Raw genomic sequence first — 14,841 nt, forward strand, 5'->3', positions numbered from 1 at the left:
GCGGGCGGCCGCGCCGCCGCCCGGTCGTACCGCTCGTCCGAAGGGATCAGGCACCGTGACATCTTCGAAGCGTCACATCAGTACTGGTCGGCGGCCGCCGGGGGCCGACACGCTGGCGGTGGAGGGTGGTGTCCCGGTACGCCCGCCCGGACGCGCCTGGCCGGCCTGGCCGGTGCCGGCCGACGACGCGGGCCGCCACCTCGACGCGGTCCTGCGCAGCGGACGCTGGGCGATCACCAGCCCCGGGAGCGGCGAGTTGTTCGAGCGCCGCTTCTCCCGCATGTTCGCCGAGTACGTCGGGGTGCGGCACTGCGTGCCGGTGGACCACGGGTCGAGCGCCCTTGTCGTGGCCCTGGAGGCGCTCGGTCTCGAGTACGGCGACGTCGTGCTGGTGCCCGTGCTCACCTGGGTGGCCTCCGCCAGCGCCGTCCTGCGCGCGGGACTGGTCCCGGTGCTCGTCGACGTCGACCCCGACACCGGATGCGTCAGCCCGCAGACCCTGGATCTCGCCGCCGGGCCGCGGGCCGTGCTCGCCGTGCACTGGTCCTGCGCGATGGCCGACATCCCGGCGCTGCGGGAGGTCACCGCGCCGCGCGGCGTCACCGTCGTGGAGGACGCGGCGCAGGCGCACGGCGCGCAGTGGCTCGGCCGGCAGGCGGGCTCGCTGGCCCGCCTCGGGTGCTTCAGCATGCAGCACTCGAAGGTGCTCACCGGCGGCGAGGGAGGCGCGGTGGTGACCGACGACGACACCCTGGCGTCGCTGGCACAGGAACTGCGCGCGGACTCGCGGCGGTACACCACCCGGGCCGACGCCCCGCAGGGCCTTGAGCTGGAGGAGAGCGCCACGATGATGGGCGCCAACCTCTGCCTCAGCGAGTTCGGCGCGGCGCTGCTCTGTGCCCAGCTCGCGCGGCTCGATGAGCAGCACGAGATCCGCAACCGCAACTACGCGGCCCTGTCCGGCCTGCTCGACGCCATCCCGGGCGTCAGGCTGCTGCGGCACCGCCCCGAGCAGACGCGCATCTCCATCTACGAGGCGCCGATCATCTTCGACCCGCTGCCGGCCGGGATGACCAACGAGCAGGTCGCCGACGCGCTGACCGCGGAGCTCCACGTGCGCTTCTATCCTCCGCGCGAACCGCTCAACCGCAGCCGTCTCCTCCAGCCGTGGACGAAGCCGACGCTCGGGCCGCTGGCCGAGCGGTTCCGTGCCGAGCACCGTGGCCGCGTCTACCCGCACGCCGAACATCTCGCGAGCCATGCGGTGCTCACCCACCACAGCACGTTCCTCGGTACCCGCCAGGACATGGCCGACATCGCGGAAGCGGTGGCGAAGGTGGTGTTCAGCCGTCTCTGACGGCCGTCCGAAGCAGAGCGAAGGGGGGAAGCGTGGACGGCACGGCACGCCGGGGGGACGGCAGGGCCACCGCGGTCATCTTCGACATCGACGGCACGATCATGCGCCCGGGGTGCGGTCTCCAGCGGCTGCACATGGGGACCATGGCCGACGCCATCGAACGGGAGGCGGGCGTCGCGGCCGCGTTCGAGTACGTGGGGGGCGACCTGTTCGTCCGCGGCCACAACCTCTCCGGCTTCACGGACGCGGGCACGATCGATCTGATCCTCGACCGCGGCGGGGTGCCGGCCGCGCGGCGGCCGGGGCTCAGGAAGAGGATCGTGGCGACCATGTGCCGCCGGATGACGGGCGCCGCCGAAGGGCTGGACGCCCGCGGCGACGTCCTGCCCGGTGTGGCACGGCTGGTGGCCGACCTGCGGCGCCACGGGGTGATCATCGGCCTGTCGACCGGCAACGCCCGTGCCGTGGCGGGGTGCAAGATGCTGGCCGCGGGCCTCGGCGGGCTGGAGGCCGGCGGGGGGTTCGGCGACCGGCACCTGCTGCGGGCGGACATCGCGCGGGACGCGGTGACGAGTGTGCGGGGGCTGGCGCGTGCCGGGTCGCTGGCGCTGAGCCGCGCGGACATCGTGCTGATCGGGGACACTCCGAGCGACGTCCTCGCCGCGCGCGCCGCGGGGGTGCGTTCCCTGGCCGTGAGCACCGGCGCGGCCTCCGCGGACCGCCTGCGGGACGCCGGCCCCGGCGGGTGTGTCGCCTCGCTGGCCGACGTGACGGTCGAGGACCTCTTCGGCACACGGGTCGCGTCGCCACTTTAGTGCACGACACGCGGAGACCGACATCAATGCCTGGTCCCGCAGCTCGGTGTGGACAGACATAAAGAATTGACGATACTTACACATGAACGTAAGATTTCGAATAATTTCGGCGGCGGCACGAAATATTTCGGAGTTCGATCGGGGGCGGCAGATGTAGAACGTCGTTTCGGCATGCGCATTTCTTGAACGGTGAATGTGGTAGTCGAACAGTCACCGACAGCAATTTGCCCGGGTTGCTGATGCGGCAAGGAGTCCCTGCAGACGTGATCAATTCTACCGACAGTGGCGAAATCGACAGCGGGGTGGTTTCGGCCACCCTCAATATGGCGGACCTGCGTGAGTCTCCCGTCGAGCTGCTCGCGGTCAGTTCGTTGCTCGGAGCGTGCTCACCGCGTCTCGAGGGTGAGGACCTGGCGCACGTCCATCTGCTGGCGGAGCTCGAGACGGGCCTGCCCCCCATCGTCGTGCACCGCGGCACGATGAAAGTGATCGACGGCATGCACCGCGTACGGGCGGCGCTGCGGCGCGGGCAGAGCCACATACAGGCGCGGTTCTTCGACGGGGACGAGGACGACGCGTTCGTGTACTCCGTGGTGGCGAACATGAGGCACGGGCTGCCGCTGTCGCTGGCGGACCGCGTGGCGGCCGCGCAACGGATCTTCCGTTCCCACCCCCGCTTGTCGGACCGCGCGGTGGCCTCGCTGACCGGGATCTCGGCGAAGAAGGCCTCCGAGCTGCGTCCCGAGCCGGCGGTCGAACAGCAGGCCAGATTGGGCCGCGACGGGCGGTACAGGCCGCTGAGCAGCGCGCAGGGCCGTCAACGTGCCAGCGAACTCATCAAGAGCGATCCCTCCGCCTCCCTGCGGCAGATCGCGAAGGTGGCCGGAATCTCACCGGCCACGGTGGCCGACGTACGCGACCGTATGCGCCGCGGAATGGACGTGGTACCGAAAACGAGGCGCGGGCCCGACGGCGGCAGATACGGCCGCGCCAAAGTGATCGACGGTAGACAACGGGCCGACGGCCAGAAATCGATAAACGAACTCATGTCCATCTTCGAGAGGGTCAGGAAAGATCCGTCGTTACGGTTCAGCGAGGCCGGCAGGGCCGTGCTCCGGATGCTCGACGTGTGTGCGATGGCGGTACGGGAAAAACACAAAATCATCGAGAGCATGCCCCCGCACTGCGCGGAGCCCATAGCGGAGCTGGTGCAGGGTTACGCGGAGATATGGCATTCCTTCGGGGAGGAGTTGAAGCGGAATAAGAGAATCGGCGCCTAGTGCCCGTCCCCAGCCTGCGGCGCGACCGTGACTTCCTCAGGTTCTGGGCCGGTCAGACGGCCTCCCAGTTCGGCGGCCAGATCACCCAGTTGACGGTGCCGCTGACCGCCGTCGTCGCGCTCGGCGCCGGATCGGAGCAGGTGGGGCTGCTGCGCGCCGTACAGCAGGTGCCGATCTTCTTGTTCGCTCTCTTCGTAGGTGTATGGGTGGATCGGTGGCGCGGGCGCGGCGTGATGCTGCTGGCCGACGGCGGCCGGGCGCTGGCGCTCGCCGTGGTCCCGCTGGCCTACGCGTTCGACGCGCTCGGCGTCGCCACGCTCTACGTCGCGGGGTTCTTCGTGGGCATCTTCACGATCTTCTTCGACGTGGCCTATCAGGCGTATCTCCTGCGGCTGGTGGACCGGGAGCAACTGATCCAGGGCAACAGCATGCTGGAGAGCACCCGGTCGGCGGCGCAGATCGGCGGCCCGTCGCTCGGCGGCGGGCTCGTCACCCTGCTCACCGCCCCCGTCGCGGTCGCGGCCGGCCCGGTCCTGTTCGCGGTCTCGTTCCTGTCGATCTGGCGGATACGCAGGCCCGAGTCCGTGCCTTCGTCCGCCGGGCGGCGCGAGGGCATGGTGCGGCAGATCCGCGAAGGGCTCGTGGTCGTCGGCGGGGACGCCGCGCTGCGCGCGGTGGCGCTCGTCTCGGGTGCCTTCAACTTCGCGCTCGCCGCGTTCATGACGGTCTACCTGATCTTCCTGCCCCGGGAACTGGGGCTCTCGGGGGCCGCGGTGGGCCTGTGCCTGGCGGCGCTCGGCCCCGGGGCGCTCGTGGGGTCGCTGCTCTCGGCGAGGCTGCCGAGGCTGCTCGGCTACGGTGTCCTGCTCCTGGCCGCCTCGGCGGTCTCCGACGCGATGCTGCTCGGCGTCGCCGCGGTGCACGGTTCGGGGATCGGCACCATCGCCCTGCTCATGGCCATCAATTTCCTCTTCGGCGCCCTGGCCCAGACGGTCAACGTCGCCGTCACCTCGATACGGCAGGCCATCACGCCGGACGCGTACCAGGGGCGGGTGTCGGCGACGGTCCGTTTCGCGGCACTGGGATTCGCGCCGCTCGGCTCGCTGCTCGGCGGTTATCTGGGGGACGCGGCGGGGCTGCGCCCGGCCGTCTTCCTCACCGCCCTCGCGTTGTTCCTCTCGCCCCTGTTCATGTCCGTGTCGCCCCTCGCCCGGCTCGGCAGGCGCCTTCCCGGCCCGGCCGCGGCCTGAACGGTGCACACGTCAGTTCACGGAAAGGACCACCATGTGCGGTATCGCCGGATGGGTTGACTGGCAGCAGGATCTGACGCTTCAGGGGCCGGTCATCTCCGGCATGACCAAGACGCTGGTGCCACGGGGGCCGGACGCCCAGGACGTGTGGATCTCCCGGCACGCCGCGCTCGGGCACAGCCGGCTCGCCGTGATCGACATCGAGGGCGGCAGGCAGCCCATGGTGCGGAAGGGACGGGACGGCGAACCCGTCGTGATCACCTTCAGCGGTGAGATCTACAACTTCCAGGAGATCAGGCAACAGCTCGTCTCGCACGGCTGGTCCTTCTCGACACGGTCGGACACAGAGGTGCTGCTGACGGCCTACCTGCACTGGGGTGCGGACCTCACCTCGCGGCTGAACGGCATGTTCGCCTTCGCCGTGTGGGACCAGGGCAGGCGCGAGCTCGTCATGGTCAGGGACCGGCTCGGCATCAAGCCGCTGTACTACGCCCGGCTCGGGGACGGGCTCGTCTTCGGGTCCGAGCCCAAGGCGCTGCTCGCCCATCCCGCCATGACGGCGGAGCTGGACGGGGAGGGCATCGCCGAGCTGATGGCCCTTCCCCGCGCCAGGACCCCCGGCCACGGTGTCTACCGCGGCATGCGCGAGGTGCGGCCGGGATGCGTCGTCGTCGCCGGCGCGGGCGGCGTCAGGGAGACCCGGTACTGGCGGCTGGAGGCACGGCCCCATGAGGCGGACCTCGCGGGCACGACGGACCACGTGCGCGAACTCCTCGAGGACATCGTGCGGCGCCAGGTGGTGGCCGACGTGCCCGTCGGCACGCTGCTCTCCGGCGGCATCGACTCCAGTGCCATCACGGCGCTCGCCGCCCGGGAGCTCGGCGGCGGCCTCACGAGCTACTCGGTGAGCGTTCCCTCGTCGGACGACCCGGGTGGCGACTCCTGGCGGCCGAGCGCCGACGAGCCGTACGCGCTCATGGTGGCCGAGGAGCTGGGGATCGAGCACGTCGTGACCCGCGTCGGGACCGAACGGCTCGTGGAGGGCATCGACCTCGGGCTCCGGGCCCGCGACCTGCCCGGGTGGGGCGACCTCGACACCTCGATGTACATGCTGTTCAAGGCGGTCAGGGAACGGTGCACCGTCGCGCTCTCCGGCGAGACGGCCGACGAGGTGTTCGGGGGGTACACCTGGCAGCTCGACCCCGGCTACGTCGGGCATCCGTCGTTCCCGTGGATGTACGCCAGGCGCCAGCCCGAGTGCCTGCTGCGGGAGGAGGTGCGCCGGCGGATCGAGCCGGAGCGGTACGAGGCCGACCGGTACCACGAGGCGTTGCGGGAGGTCCCGGTCGTCGAGGGCGAGGACGCCGCCCGGCGCCGGCGGCGTGAGGTGTTCCATCTCGGCGTGACGCGATGGCTCGGGGCGCTGCTGGACCGCAAGGACCGCATGAGCATGGCGGTGGGCCTGGAGGTGCGGGTCCCCTTCGCCGACCATCGGCTCGCGCAGTACCTCTTCAACGTGCCGGCGGAGCTCAGCACGGCGGGCGGCACCGCCAAGGCGCTGCTGCGCCGGGCGTCCGCGGGCCTGCTGCCCGGCGAGGTCGTCCGCAGGCAGAAGAGCGCGTACCCGGCGAGCCGCGACTCCGGCTACCTGCGGAAGGTGACCGAGCTGGTGCTCGACATGCTCGGCGATCCCGACGCGCCGGTCTTCGACCTGGTGGACCGGGGGAAGGTCCGCGCCGCACTGGCGGAGCGGCGGGCGGACCTGCCCGGGCCGATCACCGCCGCCACGCCGGCCATCAGCCTGACCTATCTGCTGGAGATGAACCGGTGGCTGCAGAGCTACAACGTGCGCGTCGTGGCGTGACGGCGCGCGCTCACGGCCAGGTGAGGTGGTCCCGCACGAAGCCGAAGAGCGTGCCGAGCCCGGCGGCGACGAACTCCCAGTCGTGCCCGCCCCGGCGTTCGCGGTACTCGTGCGGGACGGAATGCGCCGACAGCGCGTCCCGCATGTTCCTGTTCATCGAGATCACCCGGTCGTAGTCGTCCAGGCCGACGTCGAGGTAGACGCTCAGCGGCAGGCCGCGGTCCCGTGCCGCCAGCAGCCGGTACGGGTCGTACGTCTCCCGGGTCGCGCTCCCGGGCGGGCCCCACACCCGTTCGTGGTCCCGCGTCGTCGGCATCATCAGCCGCGTGTCGTCCCGGTACCTCGCGTAGGGGTCCCCCACGCGCAGCGGCGCCTCGAAGGCGCCGCTGTTGCTGGCGGCCACGGAGAACAGGTCCCCGTGCCGCAGCGCCTGGAAGAGAGCGCACGCGCCGCCCATCGAGAAGCCCGCTATGGCCCGCCCGCCCCGGTGCGCGAACGTGTTGAAGTGCCGGTCCACGTACCGCACCACCTCGTCCACGAGGTAGTCCTCGTACCTCCGCCCGCCGGCGTCGTTGATCAGCCAGTAGCGTCCCGACTCCGGGAGCACCAGGATGATCTGGCCCATGGCCACGTGGGACGCCAGGTCCTGGCACCGCAACCATGAGCGGCGGTCGCCGCCGTAGGGATGCAGCAGGTACAGCACCGGGAACGGCGGCCCGTCAGGCGAGTACCCCGGCGGCAGCGCCACCGTGACGGACTTGCGCCGGCCGATGGCGTCGCTCCACCAGGTCTCGGTGAGCGTCTTCACGGGCACCCGCCGTACGGCGCCGTCACGACTCGATCAGCGAACGTCGATCGATCTTGCCGGTCCGGGTGCGCGGCAGCGTCTCGATGACGTGGATGCGCTCGGGCACCATGTAGCGGGGCAGCGCGGCCAGGCACGCGCGGCGCAGGCGCGACACCTCGCACGGATGCGAGCCGGGGACCACGAACGCCTCGATGTGCTTCTCGTCGTCGCCGACCGCGACGCACACGACCTCGTGCACGTTCTCCGTGCCCGCCAGCACCGACTCGATCTCACCGAGCTCCACCCGGTGCCCGCGGATCTTCACCATGTCGTCCTGCCGCCCGCGGAACACGTAGTTCAGGTCCGCGTCCACCATCACCATGTCGCCGGTCCGGTACGCCGCCACCGGCTCCGCGCCGTCCCGCGCGATCAGCGCCGTCTTCGCCGCGGTCAGCTCGGCGTCCCGCCAGTAGCCGGCCATCACGGACTCGCCGGCGACGCACAGCTCGCCCTCGCTCCCCGGTTCGTGGGGGAGCGGGCGGCCGGAGGGATCGACGAGGAACGCCGTCGCGTACGGGCACGGCCGCCCGATGGGGACGGGCTCGGTGCGGTCCGGCGCGACGTCGTCCGCGGTGACCCGGTGGAACGTGCACACGTTGGTCTCGGTCGGGCCGTAGAGGTTGTAGAAGTCCGCGCCGGGGACGAGGGCCCGCAGGCGCCGCAGGTACGCGAGCGGGAACGTCTCCCCGGCGAACAACACGACGCGCAGCGCCGACCCGGCGAGCAGTTCGCTGTTCCTCGCGGCCAGCATGCGGGTCAGGGCGTTCGGCACCGAGTACCACACCGTGATCCCCAGGTCCGCGACCAGCCTGTTCAGCGCGCCGCCGAGGCCGGCCTGGGACTCGGGGACGAGCACGACGCAGGCGCCGGCACGGCAGGTGGCGAACAGGTCGAGGACGGACAGGTCGAAGTGGAACGGCGCGTGGCTGGAGACCCGGTCGGCGGGGCGCAGGCCGAACTCCTGGACGGCCCACTCGGCGAAGGCGCACGCGTTGCCGTGGGTCAGGGCCACACCCTTGGGCACGCCCTTGGACCCGGAGGTGTAGAGGATGTAGGCCACGCTCCGCGGGCCGGCCTGCGGAGCGGCCGCGGGGGACGGCTCGCCCGCGCCGTCCACGGCCTCCTCCCACGGCACGACGTTCGCCTGCCGCGGGTCCCCCGCGGCGTCCTTCGCCGGGCCGACGGCGACGACGAGGCGGTCGGCCGCCAGGTGCTCCGGCAGCAGCGCGGTGTCGCCCGCGTCGGCGACCAGGCACGTGATGTCACAGTCGGCGATGATCCGGGCGACCCGGGGCAGGGGCGCGCTCGGGTCGATCGGCACGTACGCCGCCCCGGCCCTGAGCACGCCGTGGATCGCCACGACCGCCTCGACGGACTTGCGCAACCAGACGCCGACCCTGGCGCCCGGGACGATCCCCCGGCGGCGCAGGGTGGCGGCGAACGCCGCGCTCCGCCGGTGCAGCTCACCGTAGGTGAGCGACTCGCCCTGGAACTCGACGGCCGGGGCCTGCGGCCGCGCCGCGGCCTGCTCGTCCAGGTAGTCGGTCAAGGTACGCATCATCCACTCCCGCCATCCACCCGCTCGGGCCAGGGAATCCCGAGACGGCTCGCGATGATCACCCGCTGCATGTCGGACGTACCGGAGGAGACGGTCATGCCCAGGGCGTCCCGCAGGTTCCGCTCCACCCGCCCGCCGGCGGTGTATCCGAGGGCCCCGTAAAGCTGCAGCGCGCCGGTGAAGGTGTCGACCGCCGCCTCGCTCGCGTAGAGCTTGGCGACCTCGGGGAAGAAGTACGGCCCCGTGGTGCCGAGTTCGGCCGCGGCGCGGTAGGTCAGCATGCGGGCCACCTCCCAGCGGATCCACATGTCGACCAGCCGGTTGGACACCGACTGGAAATGGCCGATGTGCTTGCCGAACTGGCGCCGCCGCCTGCAGTGCCGGACGCACAGGTCGATCTCGCGCCGCATCACGCCGAGCCACGGCGCGAGGAGCAGCGCACGCTCCCACGCCATCGACCGCGCGAACACGGCGGACCCCTGCTTCTCCGCGCCGAGCCTGCGGGAGGCCGGGACCCGGCAGCCGTCGAGCTCCACCTCGCCCCAGGGCGCGGTGCGCAGCCCCATCTTCGCGCCGCCGTCCTTGACGACGACCCCGCCGTCGTCCCGCTCGACCAGGAACGCCGTGACCCCGGTGAAGCCCAGCGCCAGATCGATCGACGCGTACACCACGAAGACGTCGGCCAGCGGGGCGTTCGTCACGTAGCACTTGCGCCCGGTGATGCGGTACCCGTCGCCGTCGCGTTCCGCGGTGGTCCGCAGGGCGAGCGCGTCGGAACCGGTCTCCGGCTCGGTCATCGCGTTGCCGCCGACGAGCCGGCCGGACGCGAACCCGGGCAGATACCTGCGGCACTGCTCCTCGTCGCCGAACTGCCAGATCGGCACCTGCACCGAGAGGATCTGCGCGCCGAGCGACATCAGCAGCCCGTTGTCGGCGCAGCCGTGCCCGAGCCCCTCCATCGCGCGGACGTAGGCGCCGGCGTCCCGCCCTCCGCCGCCGTGACGGGCCGGCAGGATCAGCCCCTGCAGCCCGTGCCCGGCGCACAGCAGCCAGTCCTCGCGCCGGAAGACGCCGTCCTTTTCCCGTTCCGCCACATCGGTGCTCAACGACTCCTCGCCGAGGCGCCTGAATGTGTTATAGAGCTCGTCCTCGCCGTCGTCCCTTTCGAACCTCATGTTCTTCCATTCAGTTGATATGGTCGGGGACACCGGCCGGCATGGCGGAACCGGGACGGAATTACACGAAATCCTAATCTCGGCGCCGTGCTTTTCCAAGGTCAGTTGATTCTCGGGGAAACGCGATCACGCGCGGCGGCTGTTCAACTGCTCCACGGCAGCAGTTGAACAGCGCGGCACCGGGCCCTTCCCGCCCCGGACGAGGACCGCCATGCGCTCACCACCAGCGTGGACGCGTCGACGCCCGGCATCTTCACCGGCGAGGCCACCGCGGCGGGGGAGCGGGAGGCGCGCCCCGGCGCGTGCGCCGATCTTTTGCCCGCGGCCGCTGGCGGTTACTGTGATCGGGCAAGGTAGCCGGAGAAGACGCAAACCCTCTCCCCCATTGCCTCCTCGGCGGAGCCTCACGCTCACGACCGGGATGACCGACGGACGCCGGCGGCCGCGGGTTCATTTTCGCCACAGTGCCAGAAGCGGCGCCACGGACCATTTCGTTTGGCATTTCGCCATGTCCAGGCGGTCGCTTCTGCACGTGCGCCGAAAGGCACGACAAACAGCACGAGCAGAAAAGGGGATGCCATGTCGACCGCGCCGTCACCCGGCACACCCGCGGACCGGCCGATGGCACAGATCGACGGCGAGCCGATGGTGCTGCCCGGCGACGCGCCGGCCACTCTCACCGACGCGCTGGTGCGCGCGGCCGCGAGCGCCGGCGACCGGGGGACCACCTACGTGCCGGCCGACGACAGCGAGGACCGGCAGACCTACCGGGACCTGCTGGCGGACGCCGCCCGTGTCCTGCCCGGCCTGCGGGACGCCGGGTTGCGGCCCGCCGATTCGGTCCTGCTCCACTGCGACGACAACCGCAACTTCGTCACCGGGTTCTGGGCCTGCCTGCTCGGCGGTTTCGTCCCCACCCCGATCGGCGTCGCGCCCACCTACCAGTGGGACAACGCCACGACACGCCGCATGCACGGCGCGTGGGAGCTGCTGGACCGGCCACCTGTGCTGACCGACGCCGCGCTGGCGCCCCAGGTCGCCGGCCTCGGGGTCCTCTGGGAGACGACGGCGCTGCGCACTCTCGCGATCGAGGACCTGCGGGCACCGGAGCCCACCGGGGACCTGTACCGGGGGAGCCCCGGTGAACCGGCGGTGCACCTGCTCACCTCGGGGAGCACCGGGGTGCCCAAGTGCGTACGCCACTCCCACCGGACCGTGATCACCCGCGCCTACGCCAACGCGATGGTGAACGGCTTCGGCGCCGACGACGTCACGCTCAACTTCATGCCGCTCGACCACGTGGCCGGCATGGTGATGCACAACCTCCGCGACGTGATCCTGATGTGCGAGCACGTCAACGCGCGCACCGGCAGCTTCATCGCCGACCCGCTGCGGTGGCTCACCTGGATCGAGCGCTACCGGGCCACGAACACGTCGGCGCCGAACTTCGTCATCACGCTGGTCACCCGCCTCGCCGGCGAGATCGCGCGCCGCCGGTGGGACCTGTCCAGCCTGCGTGACATCACCAACGGCGGCGAGGCGATCGTCAGCCACACCATGCACGAGTTCCTCCACCTCCTCGCCCCCCACGGCCTGGCGCCCGACGTCATGCGTCCCGCCTGGGGCATGTCGGAGCTGTGCGGCGGGGTGGTGCACTCGACCCTGCGGCGGGACGACGAGACGGCCGGCGTGGTCACGGTCGGCGGCCGGGCCACGGACGGCGCGCTCACCGTGCTGCCCGCGCCGGCACCGGGGTATCCCACGTACACCGAGGTGGGCCGGCCCGTCCGCGGCACGTCGGTGCGCGTGGTCGGCGCCGGCGGCCTCCTGCCGGAGGACCACGTGGGGCGCCTGCAGGTGCGGGGCGTCACCCTGATGGACGGCTACCACAACAACCCCCAGGCCGACCTGGAGTCGTTCACCGCCGACGGGTGGTTCGACACCGGCGACCTCGCCTTCGTGCACGAGGGGCGGCTGGTGATCACCGGCCGGGCCAAGGACATGATCGTGATCCGCAGCGCCAACTACCCCTGCCACGAGATCGAGTCCGTCGTCGAACGTGTCGGCGGCGTCCTGCCCACGTTCGCCGCCGCGTGCGCCGAGCACGACGACGAGAGCGGCACCGACGAACTGATCGTGTTCTGCTCGCTGACCGAGGAGGGGCTGCGGCGGCCCCGCCACGTCGCGGACGCCGTCGGCGCCGCGCTCTCCAAGGAGGTGGGGCTGCGGCCCCGGAGGGTGGTGCCGGTGCCGCGGGAACGCTTCCCCAAGACGTCCGCGGGGAAGATCGAACGCCGGCGGCTGCTCGAGGCGTACCAGGCGGGCGAGTTCGCCGAGGACCCGGCGGCGCCCGCCCCCGGCGGGGACACGGCGGGATGGTTGTCGCGGACGGCGTGGACGCCCGCGACCCGCGTCCCCGGGCCCGCGCCCGCCGGCACCTGGCTGGTCTTCGGCCACGGGGATCTCGCGGAACGCCTGCGCGCGGAGCGGGGCGGCGGCGGGGCCGCGGTCGTCTCGGTCGTCCCCGGCCCCGCGTACGCGCGGCGGTCGCGGCACGAGTACCAGATCGACCCGGCGGACCCGGCGGGCTACGACAAGCTGCTCGGCGTGCTGCGCGACGAGCACGGGAGCCTCGGCGCACTCGTGCACGGCTGGGCCACCGCGCGGTACGCCGGCGACTCCGAGGCGTACGACCGGGGCCTGGAGCTGTCCGCCCCGTCGGTGCATCTGCTGATCAAGGCGTGCGCGGGCCGTCCCGGGCCCCGGCTGCTCGTGGTCACGGCCGGCGCGTGCCCCACCGGCGACGCCGACGCGGTCGAGCCGGTCCACGCGACGGTCAACGGCCTGGTGCGCACCGCGAACGCCGAGAGCGGCGTCCGCTGGGTCCGCCAGCTCGATCTCGGCCACGGCGACACCGGCGGCGCCTCGGCCGTCCCCGCCGTCCTGGCCGAACTGGGGGACGCCGGGGACGAGGAAGTGGTCGCGTACCGGGCCGGCACGCGGCTCGTCCCCCGCCTGCGGCCGGCGGACGGCGCGCCGCGTGACCCCGCCCACCGGATCCTGCCGGGTGGCCTCTACCTGATGACCGGCGGGCTCGGCGACATCGGGTACCGGCTGGCGCGGTTCCTGCTCGCCGAGCACGGCGTCAGGCTGCTGCTGACCGGGCGCTCGCCGGCCGCCGGGGAACGCGCCGGGCGACTCGCGCGGCTCGCCGAACTGGGCGACGTGACCTACCACCAGGCGGACGTGGCCGACGCCGGCGCGCTCGGCGACGCGGTGGCGGCCGCGGAACGGCGGTACGGCTGGCCGCTCGACGGGGCGCTCCACCTCGCGGGCGACGACATCTCGCGGTACTGGCACGACATCGAGTCGCATCTGCTGCCGCGCGAGAGCACCGCCGAGTTCCACCGCATGTACCGCGCCAAGGTCCACGGCACCAGGGCGCTGGCCTCGGTGCTCGACGACCGGCCGGGTGCCCTCCTGGTGCTGTTCTCGTCGGTCAACGGCCACTTCGGCGGCACGGCCTTCGGCGCCTACGCGTCGGCGAGCGGATTCCTGCCGGCCTTCGCCGAGCACCGGCGGCGCCTCGGCCACCCGGCCCAGTGCCACGCCTGGAGCCTGTGGGCCGGCACCGCCACGAGCGCGGGCCAGACGGCCGCCGTGGAGCGGCGCGGTTTCCGTCCGATACCGCCCGACCACGGTGTCCGGCTCTTCACGGCCGCGCTGGCGGACCCCGCGGCGCACGTCCTCATCGGTCTGGACCACCGCAACGAGCACGTCGCGCGGGAGAGCGGCACGTCCCCGGCCCCCGCCGCGGCACGGCACGACGGCGCGGAGCCGGGTGGGCACCGCGCCGGCCATCCGGAACCGATGGGGGACACCGAGCGCGCCGTCGCCGAGGTGTGGCGGGAGACGCTGCGAGAGCCGTCGGTGGGCCGGGAGGACCACTTCTTCGACCTCGGCGGCAACTCACTGAACGCCATCCGGCTTGTCGACCGGCTGAACGCCGCGTTCGGCACCCGGCTGGCCGTACGCCATCTGTACGAACGCCCGACGGTCAGGGAGCTGGCCGAGGAGATCGAAAGGGACACGGCCCGGCTCCCGCGGGACCGAGGGCCCGAGACCCGCAGCAGTCAGACCAGAAACGACCTCGAAGGAGGGTGGCGTCCGTGATCTACACATTCGTCAACGGCCAGGTGGCCATAGTGGTCCAGTACTGGGTGGAGCACTACGAGCAGGTCGACGCCGGGGCCCGGATCGACATCCGCAGAGCGGAGTTCTTCGAGGGCACGGCGCACCGGGACGGCGCGCAGGGCTACCGCGTCCTCCCGGTCGGCGACGGCGGCATCTGGCGCATCGACCTGTCGACCCGGATCGACTCCGACGCGCCGGAGCAGCGCTACCACCACCACCCCGACTTCCAGAACGGCGACGTGGGGCCGCGTGCCTTCGACGAGGAGCTGTCGGCGGACCCGTTCGGCTGGATCGAGCGCCGGTTCCTCGAACTGCCCGAGATCCTCGGCAAGAAGGGCCATCCGGACCTGCAGGCGTCGATGGACCGCGACCAGCTCATGAAGTCGTGGCCGCTGATCCGGCTGGCGATCGAGTCGTCCCTGCACAGGTGAGGCGCACGGGCGTGTGCCCCGGACCCCGGTGACCGGGGAACGGCTCGCGGGGCCGGGACCGCGACGGACG

The 14,841-nt window shown here is 72.0% G+C and carries 10 protein-coding genes; 7 read left to right on the plus strand and 3 right to left on the minus strand.

Going from position 1 to position 14,841, the window contains the following annotated elements:
- Positions 1 to 55: 55 nt before the first annotated feature.
- The 5 genes from ABGB17_RS28295 (at position 56) to asnB (ending at position 6,566) form a co-directional block, all read left to right on the plus strand.
- Entirely contained in the window at positions 56 to 1,357 is a 1,302-nt protein-coding gene (locus ABGB17_RS28295; RefSeq protein WP_347634894.1) for a DegT/DnrJ/EryC1/StrS family aminotransferase, read from the plus strand.
- Between the two features lie 32 nt (positions 1,358 to 1,389).
- On the plus strand, positions 1,390 to 2,172 hold the full coding sequence (locus ABGB17_RS28300) for an HAD family hydrolase (RefSeq protein ID WP_347634896.1): 783 nt from the start codon (positions 1,390 to 1,392) through the stop codon (positions 2,170 to 2,172).
- Between the two features lie 263 nt (positions 2,173 to 2,435).
- Entirely contained in the window at positions 2,436 to 3,452 is a 1,017-nt protein-coding gene (locus ABGB17_RS28305; RefSeq protein ID WP_347634898.1) for a ParB/RepB/Spo0J family partition protein, read from the plus strand.
- The gene (locus tag ABGB17_RS28310; RefSeq protein WP_347634900.1) at positions 3,452 to 4,702 is read left to right on the plus strand and encodes an MFS transporter; all 1,251 of its coding nucleotides are present in this window, start codon (positions 3,452 to 3,454) and stop codon (positions 4,700 to 4,702) included. Before ABGB17_RS28305 ends, ABGB17_RS28310 begins: the two co-directional genes overlap by 1 nt.
- Positions 4,703 to 4,736: 34 nt before the next feature.
- Entirely contained in the window at positions 4,737 to 6,566 is a 1,830-nt protein-coding gene (gene asnB, locus ABGB17_RS28315; protein WP_347634902.1) for an asparagine synthase (glutamine-hydrolyzing), read from the plus strand.
- A gap of 10 nt (positions 6,567 to 6,576) precedes the next feature.
- Here asnB and ABGB17_RS28320 read toward each other — a convergent pair whose 3' ends face one another.
- Genes ABGB17_RS28320 through ABGB17_RS28330 form a run of 3 tightly spaced genes read right to left on the minus strand, consistent with a single transcriptional unit; the run spans position 6,577 to position 10,146 of the window.
- Positions 6,577 to 7,374, minus strand: a complete 798-nt coding sequence (locus ABGB17_RS28320) for an alpha/beta hydrolase-fold protein (RefSeq protein ID WP_347634904.1) — start codon at positions 7,372 to 7,374, stop codon at positions 6,577 to 6,579.
- A 22-nt stretch (positions 7,375 to 7,396) separates the two neighbouring features.
- Positions 7,397 to 8,971 carry an amino acid adenylation domain-containing protein gene (locus ABGB17_RS28325; RefSeq protein ID WP_347634906.1) on the minus strand — a complete coding sequence of 525 codons (1,575 nt, stop codon included), beginning with the start codon at positions 8,969 to 8,971 and terminating at the stop codon, positions 7,397 to 7,399.
- On the minus strand, positions 8,971 to 10,146 hold the full coding sequence (locus ABGB17_RS28330; protein ID WP_347634908.1) for an acyl-CoA dehydrogenase family protein: 1,176 nt from the start codon (positions 10,144 to 10,146) through the stop codon (positions 8,971 to 8,973). Before ABGB17_RS28330 ends, ABGB17_RS28325 begins: the two co-directional genes overlap by 1 nt.
- A gap of 579 nt (positions 10,147 to 10,725) precedes the next feature.
- On the opposite strand from ABGB17_RS28330, the gene ABGB17_RS28335 reads away from it, so the two are divergent.
- Both ABGB17_RS28335 and ABGB17_RS28340 read left to right on the plus strand, forming a co-directional pair.
- Complete coding sequence (locus ABGB17_RS28335; protein ID WP_347634910.1) at positions 10,726 to 14,319, plus strand: SDR family NAD(P)-dependent oxidoreductase; 3,594 nt, start codon at positions 10,726 to 10,728, stop codon at positions 14,317 to 14,319.
- Positions 14,316 to 14,771, plus strand: a complete 456-nt coding sequence (locus ABGB17_RS28340; protein ID WP_347634912.1) for a hypothetical protein — start codon at positions 14,316 to 14,318, stop codon at positions 14,769 to 14,771. The genes ABGB17_RS28335 and ABGB17_RS28340 overlap by 4 nt, the downstream gene beginning before the upstream one ends.
- Positions 14,772 to 14,841 lie beyond the last annotated feature (70 nt).

Origin of the sequence: Sphaerisporangium sp. B11E5 (assembly GCF_039871875.1) — a bacterium.
GTDB lineage: Bacteria > Actinomycetota > Actinomycetes > Streptosporangiales > Streptosporangiaceae > Sphaerisporangium.

Bases quoted from the DNA above. Each gene is read 5' to 3' on its own strand.
- ABGB17_RS28325 (WP_347634906.1), bottom strand. From the start codon at position 8,971: ATGCGTACCTTGACCGACTACCTGGACGAGCAGGCCGCGGCGCGGCCG.
- asnB (WP_347634902.1), top strand. From the start codon at position 4,737: ATGTGCGGTATCGCCGGATGGGTTGACTGGCAGCAGGATCTGACGCTT.
- ABGB17_RS28330 (WP_347634908.1), bottom strand. From the start codon at position 10,146: ATGAGGTTCGAAAGGGACGACGGCGAGGACGAGCTCTATAACACATTC.
- ABGB17_RS28335 (WP_347634910.1), top strand. From the start codon at position 10,726: ATGTCGACCGCGCCGTCACCCGGCACACCCGCGGACCGGCCGATGGCA.